We start from the raw sequence: 14,893 nt of genomic DNA on the forward strand, positions 1-14,893 counted from the left end.
CTTATGCTAAAATATTTCTTGATCATAAACATGTTGTTGAGTATTTCAACATATGGTCAAAGCTATAACAGGGCCAGAACATGGATTGCAAAAAAACCATTCAAAACAGAGGCCGATATTATTGCAACATCCCGAACCAATCAGGAAATAAGCCTGACCACAGAATACCTTGATGGTTATGGAAGGCCCGTGCAAATTGTTCAGAAGCAGGCAAATCCCGCTCAACAGGATGTAATAACAATGCATACCTACGATGCATCAGGAAGGGAAGTGCAGCAATACCTGCCATTTGCTTCAGGTAATAACGGAGATGTCAAAACCAATGCAGCTTCCCTGCAAACAAGCTTCAATCAGGGAATGTTCCCCGGCGAAACACATTTCTATTCCCAACTCACTATTGAGAACTCGCCACTCAACAGAACACTCAATACCTATGCACCCGGAAGCAGCTGGGCTGGAAGCAACAGGGGAACCAATATTAAATATCTCCTCAATTCGGTCATAGATGAAGTAAGGATATGGAATGTAGCCCTCACGCAGGGAAGCCTGCCTGTTAGCAACACCACTTATTCCGCCGGACAGCTTACCAAGAAACTGACAAAAGAAGAAAAGAATGTACAGGTGATCGAATACCAGGATAAAGCTGGCAAATTGATTATGCGAAAGACCCAACTTTCAGCAGCTGCCGATGATGGTACCGGAAGTCCGCATGCAGGATGGCTATGTTCCTACTATGTTTATGACGATTATGACCGCCTTCGCTTTATCCTCACTCCCAGAGTGATCGAATTACTGAATGGCTCATGGACAATCACCCAGAGTATTAGTGATGAACTCTGTATCAGAATGGAATATGACGACTGGGATAGGAATATCATCAAAAAAACACCTGGAGCCGATGAACAGCGTTTCGTTTACGACAAGATCGGAAGATTGGTGATGAGCCAGGATGGAAACTTACGCAATGATAAAAAGTGGCAGTATTACAAATATGATGACCTGGACAGAATCACTGCAAGCGGATTATTGACTGACCCTGCCAACTACAATAACCTTACCTATCATGCAAACCTGGCTACATCCGGAACTACTCATCCTGTCCTCGCTTCATACACTACCATTGAACTTTCCCGAAACTATTACGATAACTATTCCTGGGTAAGTGGAACAGGAAGTGGATTGAGCAGTTCACTCGATGCCACACACACCAGCAACACCAATTATTTTTATTCAGCAGCTTCTGCAAACAACTATCCATATGCGCAACCAATCACACAGAGCTCCTTGACGCGAGGCATGACTACAGGAACTAAAATTGCAGTATTGGGAACCAGTCAATTCCTCTATACGGTTACTTTCTATGACGACAAAGCCAGAATCATTCAAGCGCAGGGCACCAACCTTTCAAACGGGGTAGACAAATCAACTATACAATTCAACTGGGCCGGAGCTCCTCTTCGCACGCTGGAAGAACATGCTAAAACCAGCGCACCCAATCCCAATCACAGAGTACTCACAAAAATGGATTATGACCACGAGAACAGAATATTGAATGTCAAAAAAACAATAGAAAGCAATATCAACGGCACGGCATTCACTACCCCGGAAAAAACGATTTTTACACAAACCTATGATGCTACCGGACATGTTAAGACCAAATCTTTCGGCCTGCATCCCGTAAGCGGCTTACCCCTGGAAACGCAAACCTTCGATTATAACCTCAGAGGCTGGATTACCGGCATCAACAAATTGTACACCCAGGCAGGTAACAATGCTAACTACTTCGGTCTTGAGCTTGGCTACGACAAACAGGCAACAACAGCAGGTACCACCAGTTTTATTCCAATTTATAATAGCAATGCTGCCGGACTGATCTGGAAAAGTAAAGGCGATGGAATTGCCCGGAAATATGATTTCACATATGATAATGCCAACCGTCTCACCACGGCCCCATTCCTTCAAAACTCCAGTGGCAGTACCTGGGAAAAGACCAACCTCGATTTCTCAGTAAACAGTATTGGTTATGACTACAACGGTAATATCAAATCATTGAATCAAAACGGATTTGTTTTGGGAGGATCACCCAATATAGATAACCTCACCTACAAATACCTGAATAATGAACAGGGCAATAAGTTGATGAATGTTATAGACAACTCCAATGTTGCCAGTTCCAAACTGGGCGATTTTCATTATTCCGTTTCCAAAACACCTGCGTCAATAGATTATACCTATGATTTCAATGGCAACAAGAAGTCGGATGTAAACAAGAACATAAGCCTGATCACTTATAATCACTTGAATCTCCCGTCGGTAATTTCAATAACCGGAAAAGGAACGATATCCTATACTTATGACGCAGCCGGCAATAAACTCAAAAAAATAGTTCAGGAAAACAACGCCATTGTACCTTTCAATGGAACCAATTATACCACTAATATTACTACCACTACAAGTTACCTGGGTGATTTCATATACTTTTCCAAAACCTTTTCCAATACAAGCCTGTCATCATTCAACATTCCGGAATCATTACAACAAATGGCGCATGAAGAAGGCAGGGCAAGGCTCGTAACACTGTCAGCCGGAAACCAATCTTTCGCCTTCGATTATTTTCTTAAAGACCATCTCGGAAACATACGTATTACATTAACCGATGAATTGAAGGAAGATGTTTACCCTGCTGCTACATTAGAAACAAATGGCATTTCTACTGAAAAGGAATTCTACGGTATCACCAACGATGCCAGCCATATTATCGCTACTTCAAGCCTGCCATGGTTCAGTGCAATCTCTGGCAGCAACTATCAAAACAATAATGGATTATCCGCTCCACCTGATCCCACCACCAATCCCACTGCTGCCAGTACCAAACTTTATAAGCTGAACGGAAATACCGGCGACAGGTTTGGCATGGGCATCGTATTGAAAGTAATGTCGGGAGACGCAATAAGTATTTTCGGAAAAAGTGTGTGGCATGGTAACGGACAGTCAGTCAACAACAATGATTATCCGCTTGCAGGAGTGATGGCATCCTTCCTCGATGCATTTGCAGGCACCTTGGCCGTAGCAGGCAAAGGTGTAACAGGAGCAACCCTTAATGCAACACCTGGCATAGCAGGACCGCTCAGCACCTGGCTTTCCAACAACGTCCCTGTTCCGGCATCAGGCCCCAAAGCTTATATCAACTGGATATTGCTGGATGAACAATTCAAACAGGTAACTGAAGGCAGCTATTTTGATGGAGTGAGCTCCAATCCGGATATCATTAAATCACACGCCATTACCGGCATTAATATGCCAAAGAGCGGCTACCTCTATATTTATTGCAGCAATGAAAGCAACCAGGATGTTTATTTCGATAATCTTCAGGTGGTTCATACAAGAGGGCCACTGATTGAAGAAACACATTATTATCCCCAGGGCTTATTAATGGCTGCTCTAAGCAGCAGGGCATTCGGCAAACTTCAAAATAACTGGGGGTACCAAAGCAAAGAATTTCAGTCCTCCGAATTCTATGACGGTACCGGACTGGAAGAATATGATTTTGATGCACGGTATTATGATCCCCAATTAAGCAGATGGCATGTACAGGACCCTGTAGTGAACTATACCACGCCTTATGCGGCCATGCATAATAATCCTGCGGCATACATAGATCCTGATGGAAGGGACCCGCTTACTATCGCCATCATAGCAGGAGTGCTGATGGGAGGTTATGCCGGATACAAAATCGGTGAAGCCAAAGGAGCTACAGGCTGGGATATGGTAGGATACATTTTTAAAGGAGCAGTTATCGGTGGTGCAGCCGGTTATGCAGGCGCATCGGTAGCTGCAGCAGGTGGCTTTATGGCAAATACTTTCGGGATCATGATCAGCTCTACCTTTAATTCCATGGGCATGACAGTTATGAGCAACGGAATGGTGTCTCCCACTATGAGTTTAGGGTTTGCTTCCCTGGATATGGGAACAGGAGAATTCAATTATCTGGGCAAACGCGGCAACTCCTTTCTTGCCAATGTGGGCTTCACATTCGGAGCCCTGGCAAATGTCAGTGATATAGTTGCCGGAACTCATGGTACCGATGTTAATTTATACTCGAGAAGAGAAACACCTTTAGGACATAGTGAAATCATTGGAAATTATACTACAACCAACTCCAGCGGCGTGTCAACAAGCCAACCGATCAGTATTTCAGTTGCACCTGCAGATCCATCACTGGGTGGAGCGCTTCCCGGTCTTAAATGGTTTATGCCATATATAAGAAGTCAGCTTCAGGGTAAAACGTTGAACGGACTGAATGGAACAAGAATGATTACAACAAAATTCTTTAAGACCAGCATCACAAACGTAAATGGCAAATGGCTTAGCACTATGACGCAAAGACTGAACAAAAATACAAACCTGCTCGGTCTGGGACGGTTGAAATATGGCATAATGACTGGTTGCGTCAACTATACCGCCAGGGCTTTATTTGGAGCCGGTGTTCTAAACGTAAACGCATTCCTTCCAGTTACCTCCCCCTGGTTGCTTCAGGCGGAGATGGCCCTAAGACAGGTTGGTATTCTCGCTTCACCATTTCTTGTTACTCAATAATTGATACATACAGATGCGTAAACAGCCTCAGGTATAACCCTGAGGCTGTTTTACATTCAAACTAAAACGTATACTCTATCTCCAACCACCGCCAAGATCACGATACACATTCACTGCGGCATTCAGTTGTTGCTTCTTTGTTTCGATCAATTCCAGCTTTGCTTCCAGCACATCACGCTGCGTCATTAATACTTCCAGGTAATCAGCCCTTGCATTACGGAAAAGATCATTCGCTATATCGATGGACTTCGTGAGTGCATTCACCTGCTTCGATTTCAGTCCATAGCTTTTTTCAAGATTGCCGATGTTAGACAATTGATTGGTCACTTCCAGGTAAGCATTCAGAATAGTTCTCTCATAATTATACACTGCCTGCAATTGCTTTGCATTGGCACTGTTGTATTCAGCCTTGATCGCATTACGGTTGATCAGTGGTGCAGCCAGATCACCGGCCAGTGAATACAGGATCGATTCCGGCATCTTCACCAGGTAAGAAGGCTTGAATGCCTGCAAACCCAGTCCTGCAGAGATTTCCAGCCTGGGATAGAATTCCGCTCTCGCTACTTTCACATCCAGTTTGGCCGCAGCAAGGTCCAGTTCCGCCTGCTTGATATCCGGACGGTTGGCCAGCAATTGCGAAGGAATGCCTGTACTCACTGTTGCAGGAAGCAAGTCTGCATAATTGCTTTGATCTCTCGTGATCGGCTGCGGATAACGGCCCAGCAGGAAATTGATCCTGTTCTCTGTTTCCCTGATCTTTTGCAGAATTTCAAATTCCATACTCTGCGACTTCAATACTTCTGCTTCAAATTTCTGCACTGCCAGTTCTGTGGCCCTCGATGCTTCTTTCTGGATCTTCACAACTCTCAGCGCATTTTGCTGTAATTCGATATTCTGTTTTACGATCATGAGCTGATTGTCCAGCGCTACCAGTTCGTAATAAGAGTTCGCTACTTCTGCAATGAGATTGGTGATCACAAAATTCTTTCCTTCCACGGTAGACAGAAACCTGTCTATAGCCGCTTGTTTTGAACTGCGTAGCTTTTTCCAGATATCCACTTCCCAGTTCGCGAAAACACCAATATTGAAATCACCCAGCGGATCCGGCATTTCTTTTCCCGGCTCGATCTCTGTACTTGCATCACCTGCACCCTGACTAGTATATCTCCCTACCTTCTCCACACCGGCTCCCGCCTTTGCTCCAACCATTGGCAGTAAAGCTCCCTGCCGTACACGGATATCATTCCGCGCGATCTCGATCTCCTGCAGCGTTATCATTAGCTCCTGGTTGTTCTTCAACGCAGTATCGATCAGGTTCACCAATACAGGATCTTTGAAAAAACTTTTCCAGGGAAGGGATGCTGTATTTGCAGTATCACTGTTATCATTATACGAAACAGGAACAGTCTTGTTCTCATCACGTGTCATTACAGCAGGCGCCTTACATCCGGCTATTGCCAAACAAAAGCCTATCGCCGTAATGCAATGATGTATCCTGATTTTAAACATTGTGATCAATTTCTTCAGTTAAGGGATTTTCTTCTTCATCTCTCACCAGCTTCCGGCGCGCCGCTATCTTTCCGAATATGAAATACAATCCGGGAATGATCAGTACGCCGAATATCGTTCCGAATAACATGCCACCAGCAGCAGCAGTACCGATGGTCCTGTTCCCGATCTTTCCCGGACCGGAGGCAAACACCAGCGGTATCAAGCCTGCAATGAATGCGAAGCTGGTCATGAGAATTGGACGGAACCTGGCTTTGGATCCTTCCAGCGCAGCCTCGAAAACGGTAGCGCCTGAACGATGCCGCTGCACAGCAAATTCAACAATCAGAACGGCATTCTTTCCCAGCAGTCCGATCAGCATCACCATTGCCACCTGCGCATAGATATTATTTTCAAGACCAGTCAGCTTCAACAACAGGAAAGCGCCGAAAATACCGGCAGGCAAAGAAAGGATCACAGCCAGAGGAAGAATAAAGCTCTCGTATTGCGCAGCAAGGATCAGGTAAACGAAACCAAGGCAGATCAGGAAAATATAAACAGCCTGGTTTCCCTGTGCAACCTCATCCTTTGAAATGCCCGCCCAGTCTATACCAAATCCGCGAGGCAAGGTTTGGGCCGCTACCTCATTGATCACTTTGATGGCAGTACCGCTACTGAATCCCGAAGCCGCAGCGCCACTGATCTCGGAGGCCGTATACATATTATGTCTCGTGATCTCTGACAAACCGTACACTTTTTCCATTTTCATGAATGCAGAAAACGGAACCATTTCCTCTTTATCATTCTTTACATACAATCGCAGGATATCTTCCGGCAAAGCCCTGTACTGAGGCGCAGCCTGAACTATCACTTTGTATTGACGGCCATACTCTATAAAGCTGATCTCATAGTTACTGCCCACCAGCGTTGAAAGCGTATTCATCGCATTCTCGATGGTAACGCCTTTCTGTTGTGCAATATCATTGTCTACGCTTAGCAGGTATTGCGGGAAACTGGCGCTGTAGAAACTGAACACAGAAGAAAGTTCTTTTCTCTTTTTCAACGCTTTCACAAATTCATTATTCACTTCTTCCATTTTGTGATAATCGCCGGATCCTGTTTTGTCAAGCAAACGAAGCTCAAAACCACCAGCAGCGCCATAACCAGGAACGGCGGGCGGCTGGAAGTATTCTATATTGGCGCCTGCTATATCTTTCGATTTTTCTTCCATTTCCTCAATGATCTCCTGCACAGAATGTTTACGTTCCGACCAGCTTTTCAGGTTGATCAGGCAGGTGCCGGAGTTGGCGCCTGTACCTTCCGTGAGGATCTCGTAACCTGCCAGTGCAGAAACAGATTGCACTCCTTCCACTGTTTCTGCAATCTTCTGCAGCCTTTCTGTGATCTCATTCGTTCTTTCCAGCGAAGAGCCCGGAGGCGTTTGAATGATAGCGTAGAACATGCCCTGGTCTTCATTCGGTATAAATCCGGAAGGCACTTTACCACTCAGGAACCAGGTGCCCGCACAGAAAGCTCCCAGCATCAGCCAGGTGATCAGCCTTCTGTTCACGATCCTGGAAAGCGTGCTCTGGTACTTTACCGAAGTGCGGTTGAACTGATTATTGAACGCCCCGATGAATTTATCAACGATGGATTTCTTTTTCAGTTTTCCATGATTGTTCTTCAGGATCATCGCACATAGGGCAGGCGTCAGCGTTAGCGCCACCACACCGGACAGAATGATGGCAGTGGCCATAGTGATGGAAAACTGACGATAGAACAATCCCACAGGACCAGACATAAATGCCACAGGAATGAATACCGCTGCCATGATGAAGGTGATGGCAATGATAGCTCCTGCAATTTCATGCATCGCTTTTTTGGTGGCACGGAATGGCGACAAATGTTCTTCTTCCATCTTCGCATGCACGGCCTCTATCACAACAATCGCATCATCCACAACAACACCAATCGCCAGCACCAGGGCAAACAGCGTGATCAGGTTGAGCGTGATCCCAAAGAACTGCATAAAGGCAAATGTTCCTACCAGGGAAACCGGAACAGCCATCGCCGGGATCAGCGTGGAACGCCAGTCGCCCAAAAAGATGAACACCACAATACCTACCAGGATAAAAGCCTCCACCAGCGTATGGATCACTTTGTCTATAGAAGCATCCAGGAATTTGGAAACATCATAACTGATCTCGTAATCCATTCCTTTGGGGAAGGAACTGGCCTTGATCTCTTTCATTTTTTCCTTTACTGCTGCAATCACCTGGCTGGCATTACTGCCATAGGATTGTTTCAACACGATGGCAGCTGAAGGCTTTCCGTTCAGGTTGGAATAGATATCATACATGGAGCTTCCAAACTCCACGTCCGCCACATCTTTCAGGCGAAGGATCTCTCCGTTCGGACTTGAACGCAGGATCACATTTTCATACTGTTCCTTATTCCTGAATCTTCCGGAATATTTCAATACATATTCGAAGGACTGCGAACGCTTACCTGAACTCTCACCGGTTTTACCGGGCGATGCTTCCAGGCTTTGCTCACTGAGTGATTTCATCACTTCATCCGCAGAGATCTTGTAAGCCAGCATGCGGTCGGGTTTCAACCATACGCGCATCGCATACTCACGGTTACCGAGGATATCTGCATAACCTACACCATCCACACGTTTCAGTTCAGACAGCAGGTTGATATCAGCAAAATTGAACAGGAATTTCTGGTCTGTTGTGGTATCTGTACTGTACACATTGATGTACATGAGCATGTTAGATTCTTCGCGCGTGATCTTAACGCCTTCACGCACCACCAGTGGAGGCAGTTTATTCACCACCGAGGCAACACGGTTTTGTACGTTCAGACTCGCCACGTTCGGATCCGTTCCCAGATTGAAAATGATCTGCAGGCTGGCTTCCCCATCGTTACCTGCATCAGCCGTCATGTATTTCATTCCCGGCACTCCATTGATGGCCCGCTCCAAAGGGATGATCACGGATTTGATCATCAGCTCTCCATTGGCGCCCGGATAATCCGCCGTTACATTTACCTTGGGCGGAGAGATAGACGGGAACTGGGTTACAGGCAATCCTGTAATGGCCAGTATACCCAGGAACACGATGATAAGTGATATAACGATAGACAGCACCGGCCGCTGTATAAACTTATTAAACATTGAACTCACAATTAGGGTGAACTACTATTCCGCTTTTAGTCTCAGGTGTGAAATCACTTCCTTCGGTTCCAGATATTCAAAGTTGACATGATCTTCCTCTTTTACTTTCTGCACCCCTTCAAGCAATATCCTTTCATCGGCAGTCAATCCTCCTGACAACACATACAGGTCAGGCATTTCAGCAGCAACGGTGATGTTGCGCGACCTCACCTTATTGTCTTTACCCACTACAAAAACATATTTCTTGTCCTGAATTTCATAAGTCGCTTTTTGTGGAATGATGATGGCATTCTTCAATGGCATCGTCATCATCACTTTTCCTGTTTCCCCGTTTTTCAGGAGTCTTTCAGGATTCGGGAATCTGGCCCTGAAAGCGATATTGCCGGTTTCATTATCGAATTCACCTTCTATCACTTCCACTTTTCCCGGATAAGGCAATACCGATGCATTGGCCAGGAGCAGGTTTACCTGTGCGTTTGCGCGGTTCTTTGCATTGGTCTGATATTCCAGGTACTCGGGCTCAGACACATTGAAATAAGCGAACATCTGGCTGTTGTCTGAAAGGCTGGTCAGCAGCTCGCCTTCATCGATAAGGCTGCCGAGTTTTTTGGGGAGGCGATCGATCACTCCATCGAAAGGAGCGCGGATCTCTGTAAATGAAAGATGCAGTTTTGCCAGCGACATCTCAGCTTTCGCCTGGTCCAGCTTTGCCTGCGCCACTGCCTGTTCATTCCTGGACACGATATTCTTTTCCACCAGCGCCTTTGTGTTCTGCAATTCGATATCTGCTGCCTTGGCTTCCGCCTCGGCTTTCATCAATTCCGCTTCATACAGTTTGGGCATGATCTTGAAGAGAAGCTGTCCTGCTTTCACAGATTGTCCTTCATCCACATAAATATTTTCCAGGAATCCTTTTTCCTGGGCACGGATCTCGATGTTCCTGACAGACCTGATCTGCGAAACATACTCTTTGGTAAAGGAAGTGTCCAGCGTTATCGGACTGGTTACAGCAAATTTGCTGGACTCTTCTTTTTCTTCTGCTTTGGTGGTGCAGCTTGTCTGATACAACATACACAGCAAGCTGGCGAACAAAACGATTTGTTTCATGACATTAATGAAAATTGAGCGATTAAAACCTTGGGTTAAAGGCATAGCTATCCTTTGCGTAAACCGTCATGGGATTACGTTGCTGATAACCGATGCTTATTGTTCAGTGATCAGATCCTTAAAGCCCTCTGGGCAATGTATTTACAAGGCAAATAGTTGCCGCCAGGCAAGCAATCGCTCAGGCAACCGTAGAGGTAATTTTGAAAGAAAGTATGGGTAGGAACAGAGAGATACCCGGTAAGTAATCTATTTTTTCTGGCGAAGTTGTGATTATCGTTTTCTATTATTTCCTCAAAGACCAGGTCCTGCTGATGATCACTTGAATGTACGATCTCAATGGAACCCTGCTCTTCCCCGGATTGGCCGCCCCTTGACTTTTGCGTTTTCCTGAATTCCTGGTCTGCCAGAAAACAAGTGGTATGCACCAGCTTACCTGCAGACACTTGATCAACCCCTCGCAACAAAAGGGTAAACAGGAATATGAAAAAAAAGGCTCTCCTCATTGGGCTATCAAATACGTAATAATCTTGAAGCACAAAATTCAGGACTTTTCTGATTTAATTTGCTATCGGTATGTTTATATCAGGTTAATGAGAGGTTAACGGGTTCATTAACAACAAGCCGCAGCCCCCTTTACCGGAGCTGCGGTGAAGCCGGAATGATGCCGGCATTTATCTAAACTCACCAGTCACATTTTTTCAGTTTCAGGGTTCCGCTGAAATTGATGAACAGCAGGTTACAGCCAAGGAAATTTGCGTATTCAAGGCTGGTAAGTCCCCTGATATCCACTGTTACTTTCAGGGGATTATCTTTCAGGATAATTGACTTCAATTTTTCTGCACCCCTCAATACAGGCGTTTCAATATTATTATTTTCCGCTTCTATTATTTCAAGTTTTTTCAATGCAGAAACATCCAGCGAACTGATCTTGTTATTGCTTATTTTCAGATCAACCAGGCCTGTAAGCTTTGATACATCCAGAGCAGTGATCAGATAATTGTTATTGACGAACAAATGTTCCAGTTCAGGCAAAACCCCAACATTGATATTGGTGATCCTGTTATTGGAGGCATACAGGTATTTCAACTTCTTCAGTTTGGATACATCCAAAGCAGAGAGCCTGTTGTTATAACATCCCAGTTCTTCGAGGTTGGTAAAACTATTGATCCCTTCCAGGTTTACAATACCAAGATCATTGACATATAATTTGGTTACTTTCTGTGCTTCCGATAATTGGATCTGATTGTCTTCATTGGTATCATAACCCAGGGCAATTACCTGTTGTTTGAATTTCGGATCAGGAATCCTCACCACCTGCCCAATGGTGATACAGGAAAAGAATAATAATGTACAGGTAAGTAATAGCTTATTCATAATCAACAGCGGATGGGATTAAAAAATATGTTTGAGTTTGAAGTTCACGGACTCTCCGTCTTTATTGATTTCCACAATTCCACTTACCTCCTGTGCCACGCTGCCTGAGGGAAAATGGACCATTGACTCCAGATAATACTTTCCCGGCTTCAGCCCTTTGAAAACAAACTCACCCTGGGAGCCATAAATTTTCGTTTCAATCCTGTAGCAGTTGGCCAGCGTTGAAATGCCAGCCACCCGTTTATTCGGCCTATTCTTTTTTTTGAGTTCGAGGTATTCTTCCATGTAGGCCGTTACGGGATACAAAGTGACAACGATGCCCAGCCGGGCATAAATGGTTTCCCCAACCTTGATCCCGATAGGTGCACGGTCCTCATAATAGGCAACTCCTTTGATCTCGGAATTACCTTCATTCAGCATTTCACTGGCCTGTTTGATATCGAATTCTGTTTTGGGCAATATCACCTGCACCGGCTTTTGAGCAATGGCAGTTGCCATCACGCAGGAAAACAGAAAAACAAGAATTGATTTTGGTATCATAAAGGGAGTTTAGAACGTTTTCAGTGAAGGATTCCTCCCGGCGGCTGCTACCACCAGCAAGGCCATGATCAATGCAAAACTGTATTCACATCCGCCGCTTCCATGTTCTCCCACAAACCATCCTCTTTCAACATGGATCAATACACAGCCCACCAGTAACAGCACAATGAATCCTGCTGCAAACCACCTGATGTAATGCCCTGTGATCAGTGCAATACCACCAATGATCTCAAAGACGGTTATCATCCAGACAATGGCCGTTCCAAATACCAATCCTTTATTGTTGAGATAACCTGCAAACTGTTCAACCGAGCCGTTCAGCAACAATCGTACTACAGCATGAGCCAGGAATATCAATGCAACACTGCATCGCAGCAGCAACAAAGATTGACGAAGTGAAACAAAAGGAAATCTTTGCATACACATTGTGTTGAAGGTCTTTCAAAATCATTCCGGCAGGCACAGGATCGCGATCTTTGTACTGGCTCCCGGAGCATTGCAGGATGGTGACCAGCGAACCTTTTTTACGGATTCAGGATCGCCTGGCTCAGGAGTTACAGGTTTCATTTGCATGAATATTCCTGCCATTAACAGCAGTAACATGGGTAAATATTTTTTCATAAGGGAGAGCTAAATGGTTATTCAAAGCTAGCAACACCCCGTATGACATGCCGGACTATACAAACGGTCATGCATACCGTATGTTGAAGAATTTCTCCATTTGATGTTTTCACCAATCCACCAGCAACCCGATCTCTTACATTCATAGACGCTTTCCTGCCGTTCACGAAGCTATTTGGGCAGAAAAGGGGTTTTACCGATTTTTACCTGATGAAGAAAGCACTTCCGCATGTTTTGTTCTGGCTTGGATACTGGGCCTTACTGGAGTATTCTGAATTCCTTTGGATGAAGAATTATATGGCGGACTGGCCAATGAATAAGATCGCTACCCGGTCTGTGATCGGTTCATTTTTATATGGGCTCGTGCATCTTTCTTTTGCTTATTATCTTACCTATTTTGCATTGCCACGGATCGTGAAGAACAAACAGGCGATCTTTATGAATATCGCGCTGATCCTTATTCCGTATGTTGCTGCCATCTGTTCCATTATTCTGCTGGCGCATCATGTGGTGCTGCCATTGGTATATGAAGGAGTAGTGCCTCCTGCCCGCGCATTCTTCGATCCACAAAAATTCTTCAGCCTGATGATCGAAGTGGCATTCCCCGCAGGACTGCTCATGGCATTCCGCCTGGTGAATACCCAGCTGGCCGCCAGGGAAAGGGAGAAAGAATTATTGAAAGAGAAACTCAGTACAGAGCTGAGATTGCTCAAAAGCCAGCTCAACCCTCATTTCCTGTTCAATACCCTGAACAATATTTATGCGCTTACACGAAAGAAAAGTGATCTGGCCCCGGAGGTAGTACTCAAACTTTCCGAATTGCTCAGCTTCATGCTCTATGAATCAGGTAACGATACCATTTCCATCTCGAAGGAAGTGAAATTCCTCGAAGATTATATCGATCTCCAAAAGATCAGGTATACGGACGAACTAACTGTAACCTTCAATCGAAATATCGATCAGCCTTCCCAACCAATCGCTCCTTTGTTATTATTACCCCTGGTGGAGAATGCTTTCAAACATGGCGCCAGCGAAAATCATTTCGACTCCTTCATTCATATCGATCTTACGGTACAGGAAGGAATATTGAATTTCCGGGTGAACAATAGTTTTGAAAAGAATGGTAATCAACAGCAGACTAACAATATCGGGCTCAGCAATACAACAAGACAGCTCGAACTGATTTACAAACAGCAGAAACTGGAGATCAATCCAACTGAAAATGTTTTCAGTGTAACACTCTCGGTAAACCTGAACAGCTATGGAAAAATTTAACTGCCTGATCATAGAAGATGAGCCTCTGGCCGCAGAAGTGCTGCAGGACTATATTTCACAGATCCCCTTTCTGGAATATGCCGGCACCTGCCGTGACGGCATTTATGCCATGCAGGTACTGCAGAAGGAAAAGATCGATGTGATGTTCCTGGACATCCACCTGCCGAAGATCAAGGGACTTGATTTCTTACGAACCCTGAAGAACCCGCCACAAGTGATTGTAACCACAGCTTATCGCGATTATGCTATCGATGGATACGATCTCAATGTAGTGGACTATCTCCTGAAACCTATCCATTTCAACCGCTTCCTTACTGCTGTGAACAAGCTGAGGAGTCAGTCGCCCCAAATCAGTGCAACACCTCTTACAATGGCCGTGAATACTGAACAGGCGCATATCCTCATCAACATCAACAAGAAGAAGATCAAGATCGGGTTACACGATATCCTTTACATTGAAAGTAAAAAAGAATACATCAGCATCGTTACTACAGAGAAATCATATATCACCAAATGCTCATTGTCCGAAATGGAAATGCTGCTGCCAAAAGAAAAATTCCTGCGGATCCACCGAAGCTTCATCGTGGGAAAAGAAAGGATCACAGCTTTCACTTCCGTGGCTGCTGAGATCAGTGGAAAATCGCTTCCCATCGGCAGAAGCTACCGGGACCTGGTGCAACAGATCCTTTCAAAATAGGGAGGATTTTTGTA

10 protein-coding genes are annotated in these 14,893 nt (G+C 45.0%); 3 read left to right on the forward strand and 7 right to left on the reverse strand.

The features are described from left to right. Window positions 1-3 precede the first annotated feature (3 nt). On the forward strand, window positions 4-4,596 hold the full coding sequence (locus FSB84_RS04405) for a DUF6443 domain-containing protein (protein WP_130542720.1): 4,593 nt from the start codon (window positions 4-6) through the stop codon (window positions 4,594-4,596). A gap of 75 nt (window positions 4,597-4,671) precedes the next feature. Here FSB84_RS04405 and FSB84_RS04410 read toward each other — a convergent pair whose 3' ends face one another. From FSB84_RS04410 to FSB84_RS30620, 7 genes are all read right to left on the reverse strand, one after another. Further along, on the reverse strand, window positions 4,672-6,105 hold the full coding sequence (locus FSB84_RS04410) for a TolC family protein (RefSeq protein ID WP_130542719.1): 1,434 nt from the start codon (window positions 6,103-6,105) through the stop codon (window positions 4,672-4,674). Further along, on the reverse strand, window positions 6,098-9,265 hold the full coding sequence (locus FSB84_RS04415; protein WP_130542718.1) for an efflux RND transporter permease subunit: 3,168 nt from the start codon (window positions 9,263-9,265) through the stop codon (window positions 6,098-6,100). Before FSB84_RS04415 ends, FSB84_RS04410 begins: the two co-directional genes overlap by 8 nt. Before the next feature lie 24 nt (window positions 9,266-9,289). After that, a complete protein-coding gene (locus tag FSB84_RS04420) occupies window positions 9,290-10,372 on the reverse strand; it encodes an efflux RND transporter periplasmic adaptor subunit (RefSeq protein ID WP_130542717.1) in 1,083 nt (360 codons plus the stop codon). A 681-nt stretch (window positions 10,373-11,053) separates the two neighbouring features. After that, window positions 11,054-11,746 (reverse strand): leucine-rich repeat domain-containing protein, encoded by a 693-nt coding sequence (locus FSB84_RS04425; protein WP_130542716.1) that lies wholly within the window; start codon window positions 11,744-11,746, stop codon window positions 11,054-11,056. Window positions 11,747-11,764: 18 nt separating this feature from the next. Then, the gene (locus tag FSB84_RS04430; RefSeq protein ID WP_130542715.1) at window positions 11,765-12,286 is read right to left on the reverse strand and encodes a prealbumin-like fold domain-containing protein; all 522 of its coding nucleotides are present in this window, start codon (window positions 12,284-12,286) and stop codon (window positions 11,765-11,767) included. 9 nt (window positions 12,287-12,295) lie between these two features. Next, on the reverse strand, window positions 12,296-12,706 hold the full coding sequence (locus FSB84_RS04435; protein WP_158643774.1) for a DoxX family protein: 411 nt from the start codon (window positions 12,704-12,706) through the stop codon (window positions 12,296-12,298). A gap of 27 nt (window positions 12,707-12,733) precedes the next feature. After that, window positions 12,734-12,889: a hypothetical protein gene (locus FSB84_RS30620; RefSeq protein WP_158643775.1), complete on the reverse strand. Its 156-nt coding sequence runs from the start codon at window positions 12,887-12,889 to the stop codon at window positions 12,734-12,736. A 228-nt stretch (window positions 12,890-13,117) separates the two neighbouring features. Here FSB84_RS30620 and FSB84_RS04440 point away from each other — a divergent pair, with 228 nt between their 5' ends. Next, on the forward strand, window positions 13,118-14,182 hold the full coding sequence (locus FSB84_RS04440; protein WP_130542713.1) for a sensor histidine kinase: 1,065 nt from the start codon (window positions 13,118-13,120) through the stop codon (window positions 14,180-14,182). Then, entirely contained in the window at window positions 14,169-14,879 is a 711-nt protein-coding gene (locus FSB84_RS04445; protein ID WP_130542712.1) for a LytR/AlgR family response regulator transcription factor, read from the forward strand. The genes FSB84_RS04440 and FSB84_RS04445 overlap by 14 nt, the downstream gene beginning before the upstream one ends. The last annotated feature ends 14 nt before the right edge of the window (window positions 14,880-14,893 follow it).

It is taken from the genome of Pseudobacter ginsenosidimutans (assembly GCF_007970185.1).
GTDB lineage: Bacteria > Bacteroidota > Bacteroidia > Chitinophagales > Chitinophagaceae > Pseudobacter > Pseudobacter ginsenosidimutans.

Excerpts from the sequence above, each read along its gene's own strand:
- FSB84_RS04405 (WP_130542720.1), top strand. The coding sequence starts at position 4 with ATGCTAAAATATTTCTTGATCATAAACATGTTGTTGAGTATTTCAACA.
- FSB84_RS04410 (WP_130542719.1), bottom strand. The coding sequence starts at position 6,105 with ATGTTTAAAATCAGGATACATCATTGCATTACGGCGATAGGCTTTTGT.
- FSB84_RS04415 (WP_130542718.1), bottom strand. The coding sequence starts at position 9,265 with ATGTTTAATAAGTTTATACAGCGGCCGGTGCTGTCTATCGTTATATCA.
- FSB84_RS04420 (WP_130542717.1), bottom strand. The coding sequence starts at position 10,372 with ATGAAACAAATCGTTTTGTTCGCCAGCTTGCTGTGTATGTTGTATCAG.
- FSB84_RS04425 (WP_130542716.1), bottom strand. The coding sequence starts at position 11,746 with ATGAATAAGCTATTACTTACCTGTACATTATTATTCTTTTCCTGTATC.
- FSB84_RS04430 (WP_130542715.1), bottom strand. The coding sequence starts at position 12,286 with ATGATACCAAAATCAATTCTTGTTTTTCTGTTTTCCTGCGTGATGGCA.
- FSB84_RS04435 (WP_158643774.1), bottom strand. The coding sequence starts at position 12,706 with ATGCAAAGATTTCCTTTTGTTTCACTTCGTCAATCTTTGTTGCTGCTG.
- FSB84_RS30620 (WP_158643775.1), bottom strand. The coding sequence starts at position 12,889 with ATGTTACTGCTGTTAATGGCAGGAATATTCATGCAAATGAAACCTGTA.
- FSB84_RS04440 (WP_130542713.1), top strand. The coding sequence starts at position 13,118 with ATGAAGAAAGCACTTCCGCATGTTTTGTTCTGGCTTGGATACTGGGCC.
- FSB84_RS04445 (WP_130542712.1), top strand. The coding sequence starts at position 14,169 with ATGGAAAAATTTAACTGCCTGATCATAGAAGATGAGCCTCTGGCCGCA.